The organism is Streptomyces sp. adm13(2018) (assembly GCF_008042145.1).
GTDB lineage: Bacteria > Actinomycetota > Actinomycetes > Streptomycetales > Streptomycetaceae > Streptomyces.
This window is the reverse complement of record NZ_RDBH01000050.1, coordinates 1-4,981: the sequence shown is the minus strand read 5'-3', so window position 1 is coordinate 4,981 and position 4,981 is coordinate 1. Positions and strand designations below refer to the sequence as shown.

Genomic DNA, 4,981 nt, shown 5'->3' with positions numbered 1-4,981 from the left:
TCTGCGGCGACCACCGGGCGACGAGCACCCCCCAAGGCGCCCTACGCTCAGCCCACCGAGCGGCCCACGCCCAGGTCCCTCAGGAGGGCGTGGGCCGCTCGGTGGGCTGAGCGTAGGGCGCCTTGGGGGGTGCTCGTCGCCCGGTGGTCGCCGCAGACGTACAGGCCCGCCAGCAGGCGGACCGAGCGGTGCGCGTCGTGCGGGGGCGGCATCGCCGGTACCGCGTCCGGCGTGTGGCGCATGTCCAGGAGTTCCCACTCGTCCGTCGACTGGCCGTACAGCGTGGCCAGGTGCTTGCGGACCCGCCGTTCCGTGTCGTCCGGCGGCGTGCCCAGGATCGTCGAGGTCACCAGCGTCCGGCCCTCCGGCGCCCGTCCGGGGTCGACCGCGCTCATCACCGCCGTATGGGCCACCGGACCGCCCGGGTCGGCCTCCAGGAGCAGGGTCGGGTCCGCCGTCGGCGCGGCGGGCGCGGTGTGGTGCAGCACCGTCACCGCGTGGAAGTCCGGCGTCCGCAGCCCGGGCAGCAGCTCGGCGGCCGTCCGCGCCCCCGTCGCGAGGACGACCGACCGGCACCGGAACACCCCGTGCTCCGCCGTCGTCACCCGGGAGACCGACGCGTCGGTGACCCGGACCCCGGTCCGGACCGTGCCCGGCGGCAGCGCCGCCGCGAGCCGCTCAGGCAGCGCCGCCGCCCCGCCCTCGGGCACCGCGAGCCGGCCCCGGGCGAAGGCGCGCAGCGCGAGGTCCGCTCGCCGGCTCGACATGCCGAGGTCCGGATCGCCGAGGAGCGCCGCGAGCAGCGGCCGCAGCACGCCCTGGACGGTCCTGGCGGGCAGCCGTGAGGCCAGTGCCTCGCGCGCGGTCCGCTCGGGCCGGGCCAGGATCCGCTGCGTCGGGGTGGCCGCGAGCCGTACGAGGGACGCGCCGAGCCGCGCCTGGTCGAGCGACGCGGCCGGATGCCGGGGGGCGCTCGCGAGGGCGCGCGCCACACTGAACGCTCCCCCCACGCTTCGGTTCCCCGCGTTCCGGGGCCCGACGGCCGCCCGGCGGGGGTGGGCCGCGCCCCACCGCGCGTACCGGCCGTCGCTGTGCACGAGCACCCCCGGGGCGAACGGCCGCAGCACCAGGCCGTCGAGTCCCGGCAGGCTCCGGAGCTCCTCGTACGACAAGGTGAGCAGCGGTCCGACCCGGTCGAGCCGGAAGCCGTCGACGGCCTCGGTCGCCATCCGGCCCCCGATGCGGGGTTCCGCCTCCAGGACGGCCACGGAGAGCCCGGCGTCGGTGAGCCGGCCCGCCGCGGCGAGTCCCGCGACCCCGGCTCCCACGATGACGACGTCGACGCTCTGCGCGCCGTCGACGTCCGTACGCTGTGCGGTCCTTGCGCTGTCTGCGCTGTTGAGCACGTGCCCCTCCCCAGGTCGGCGCGTCCGGTGGGAGGCCTATGCCCCCAACCGGCCTCCGGGATGCCCGAGTCCGCCGTTCTCGTCGAGCCTAGGCAGCGCTCCCGCGCGTGCCAGCCGCGCGCACCGGGGTGCGTGCGGCACGGGGGAGCACGGCGGGGGAGCGGTGCCTAGGCTCGACGAGAACGGCGGACTCGGGCATCCCGGAGGCCGGTTGGACCGCCCCCACGTGCCGCACGGACCCCCGTGCCAGACTCGGCGCATGCCGCCCTTCGTCACCGTCGCCGCCTACGCCCCGCACGGGGTCGGCATGCTCGGCGCGGGCATCGTCTCCGAGGTGTTCGACGCGCGCGGCGGGGGACTTCCGCTCTTCGACTTCGCGCTCTGCACCGACCGGCCCGGACACGTCCGTACCGACGTCGGACTGCCCCTCGTCGTGGAGCACGGACTGGACCGGCTGGCCACCGCCGACCTGGTGATCGCCCTGCCCTGGGCGGAGTTCCGCACGCCCCCGGGGCCCGCCGTGCTCGACGCGCTGACCGCCGCGCACGCGCGCGGGGCGCTCGTCGCGGCGCACTGCGTCGGCGCGTTCGCGCTCGCCGCGGCCGGGCTCCTCGACGGCCGGCGCGCGACCACGCACTGGCGGTTCGCCGGGCTCCTGGCCGAGCGCCATCCGGAGGTCACCGTCGAACCCGACGCCCTCTACGTGGACCAGGGCGCCGTCGTCACCGGCGCGGGCGCCGCCGCGGGCTTCGACCTCTGCCTGCACCTGCTGCGCCGGGAGTACGGGGCCACCACCGCCAACGCCATCGCCCGGGACCTGGTGCTGCCCTCCCACCGGGACGGCGGCCAGGCCCAGTACCTCGCCACGCCCGTACCCGAGGACAGCCGGGACGAGCGTCTCACCGACGTCCTCACCTGGGCCCGGGAGCACCTCCACGAGCCGCTGCCCGTCGCGGAGCTGGCCCGCAGGGCGCTGATGAGCCGCCGTTCCTTCGCGCGCCGGTTCGCCGCGTCCACCGGCACCACCCCGCACGCCTGGCTGCTCTCGCTGCGTCTGAGCCGGGCCGAGGAGCTCCTGGAGACCACGGACCTGCCCGTCGAGGAGATCGCCCGCGCCGTCGGCTTCGGCAGCGCCGCGGTGCTGCGCGCCCAGTTCGTCCGGCGCCGCGGCGTACCGCCCCGGTCGTACCGGCGCTCCTTCACCCGTACGCCCACCGTCTGAGGTTCAGACGAGTGCCGCGGCCGTCAGGGCCAGGGCCGAGCCGGCGAAGACCACGGTGTGGCGGACGTTCTGGAGGGTGCGGGTCCAGGCCGGGAAGGCGCCCTCGGCCGCCGCGAGGAAGGCGGGCACGTCGACCCGGAGGAGTTCGGCATCGCCCTTGCGCCGGAAGGCGGCGCGGACGGACTTGCACTTTGTTCAATTGGGGCGATGACGAGAACTGCAGAGGCAGAATTGAACTAAGTTCAAGAGCGAATCGACCTTCCCCGACCACAGCCGTTCGGCACCGGCAGCCGCCACCGCCGTCCCCCGTCCGGGCCCGCTCCGCTTGTGGGCGGCCCCCGCGCGGCCGATCTTGGGCTCATCGTGCGACCCGAGGGAGGGCTTCCGTGAGCAGCATCGACACACCGGCCGAGGTGCCCAGGCCGCGGACGGCGGCCCGCCCCGCGCCCACGACCCTCACCTGGGTGACGCTCGCTCTGATGACCACCGCCTCGGTCGCCAGTCTGCGGGCCGCGCCGACCATGGCCGTCTACGGCCTGGCCTGCGTGTTCCTCTATCTCGTCCCGGCGATCGTGTTCCTGCTGCCGACCGCCCTGGTCTCCGCCGAGCTGGCCTCCGGCTGGAACGGCGGGGTGTACCGCTGGGTGTCCGAGGGGCTGTCGAAGCCGCTCGGATTCCTCGCCGTGTGGTGCCAGTTCGCGATGACGATCTTCTACTATCCGAGCCTGCTCGGGTTCGTCGCGTCGACCATCGCCTTCATCATCGATCCGGCGCTCGCCTCCAACGGCCCGTACACCGCGATCGTGATCATGGTCCTCTACTGGACCGGCGTGTGGATCTCCTCGCGCGGTACGAAGGCACTGGCCGGACTCGCCAGTTGGGGCCTGATCATCGGCACCCTGATCCCCGGCACCCTGCTGGTCGTCCTCGGCATGGTCTTCCTCGGGCAGGGCAACCCGTCGGCCGCCCCGATGACCGGCGCGAACCTGTTCCCGCAGTGGACGGGCCTCGCCAGCCTCGTCCTGATCGTCAACAACTTCCTGTCGTACTCCGGCATGGAGATGAACGCCGTGCACGTCTCCTCGCTGAAGAACCCGGCGAAGGAGTACCCGCGGTCGATGTTCCTGGCGATGGGCCTGGTCCTGCTGATCTTCATCCTGCCGGCGCTCGCCATCAGCTGGGTCGTCCCCGCCGACCAGCTCAGCCTCACGGCGGGCGTGATGCAGGCGTTCGACGCCTTCTTCTCGTACTTCGACATCGGCTGGCTCACCCCGATCGCCGCCGTCGCCCTGGTGTCCGCCTCCCTCGGCGGCATGCTCACCTGGCTCGCGGGCCCCTCGAAGGGCCTGCTGGAGATCTCCCGCCAGGAGGGCTACCTGCCGCCGTTCCTGCAGAAGCTCAACAAGAACGGCATCCAGCAGAACATCCTGGTCACCCAGGGTGTCGTCACCACGATCATCGCCCTCGGCTACGCGCTGCTCCCGAACGTCTCCAGCGTCTACTGGATCTTCTCGGTCATCACCACGCAGGTGTACCTGATCGTCTACCTGCTGATGTTCGCCGCGGCCATGCGGCTGCGGAAGACGCAGCCCGACCATCCCCGCGGCTACCGCGCGCCGGCGCTGGGCGTCCTGTGCGTCGTCGGTCTGCTCGCCTCGCTCGCCGCGCTGTGCATCGGCTTCGTGCCCAGCTCGCAGTTCGGCAGCGGCAGCGTCTGGTCGTACATCGCCATCGTCGGCGGCGGCCTCGTCATCCTCGGTCTGCTCATCCCCTGGGCCTTCCTGAGGTTCCGCAAGCCCAGCTGGAAGACGACCCCCGCCACCGCCCCGAGCGAGGGAGAGCAGGCATGAGCCCCACCCGCTTCGCCTCCGAGCACAAGTGGATCTACTGGGGCGCGATCGTGATCCTCGTCGGCCTCGTCGTCACCGGCATCGTCCGGTACGAGGCCGTGAAGACGAACAACCGGACCGCGTCCAAGGCCAGGCAGCTCCAGGAGGCCCTGGTGAAGGCCGGGTACCCGTCGCCCGACACCGACACCGTCCAGCGGGTGCTCGGCACCGACGGCGGGCCGGTCTGCGACGACCCGGACAACGCCCTGAAGACGGCCCTGTGGAAGATCCAGCAGGCCAACGGCGCCACCGGCCCCGGGATGCGGCCCGTCATCACCGACTCCAAGGCCGTCCAGGCCGAGCGGATCGTCCTCCAGGTCTACTGCCCGGACCAGGTCGACGACTTCGACGACGCCGTGGACGACCTCAGGACGGACGACACCGTACGGCGCTGAGGGACGGGGGTGGCGGGGCAGGCAGCGGGAGGGGCCCCCGGCCATTCGGCGGCCGGGGGCCCCTCCCGC

General features: G+C 73.4%; 5 protein-coding genes. 3 read left to right on the top strand and 2 right to left on the bottom strand.

Going from position 1 to position 4,981, the window contains the following annotated elements; all coding sequences use genetic code 11:
* Positions 1 to 47: 47 nt before the first annotated feature.
* Positions 48 to 1,406, bottom strand: coding sequence for an NAD(P)/FAD-dependent oxidoreductase (locus tag EAO70_RS04095; protein WP_148001646.1), 1,359 nt, complete (start codon positions 1,404 to 1,406; stop codon positions 48 to 50).
* A 259-nt stretch (positions 1,407 to 1,665) separates the two neighbouring features.
* Between EAO70_RS04095 and EAO70_RS04090 the strand changes: the two genes are divergently transcribed.
* Positions 1,666 to 2,628 (top strand): GlxA family transcriptional regulator, encoded by a 963-nt coding sequence (locus EAO70_RS04090; RefSeq protein WP_148001645.1) that lies wholly within the window; start codon positions 1,666 to 1,668, stop codon positions 2,626 to 2,628.
* A 3-nt stretch (positions 2,629 to 2,631) separates the two neighbouring features.
* Here EAO70_RS04090 and EAO70_RS38820 read toward each other — a convergent pair whose 3' ends face one another.
* Positions 2,632 to 2,757 (bottom strand): hypothetical protein, encoded by a 126-nt coding sequence (locus EAO70_RS38820; protein ID WP_261992649.1) that lies wholly within the window; start codon positions 2,755 to 2,757, stop codon positions 2,632 to 2,634.
* A 257-nt stretch (positions 2,758 to 3,014) separates the two neighbouring features.
* On the opposite strand from EAO70_RS38820, the gene EAO70_RS04080 reads away from it, so the two are divergent.
* The gene (locus EAO70_RS04080) at positions 3,015 to 4,478 is read left to right on the top strand and encodes an APC family permease (RefSeq protein WP_148001644.1); all 1,464 of its coding nucleotides are present in this window, start codon (positions 3,015 to 3,017) and stop codon (positions 4,476 to 4,478) included.
* Complete coding sequence (locus tag EAO70_RS04075; RefSeq protein WP_148001643.1) at positions 4,475 to 4,912, top strand: hypothetical protein; 438 nt, start codon at positions 4,475 to 4,477, stop codon at positions 4,910 to 4,912. Before EAO70_RS04080 ends, EAO70_RS04075 begins: the two co-directional genes overlap by 4 nt.
* Positions 4,913 to 4,981 lie beyond the last annotated feature (69 nt).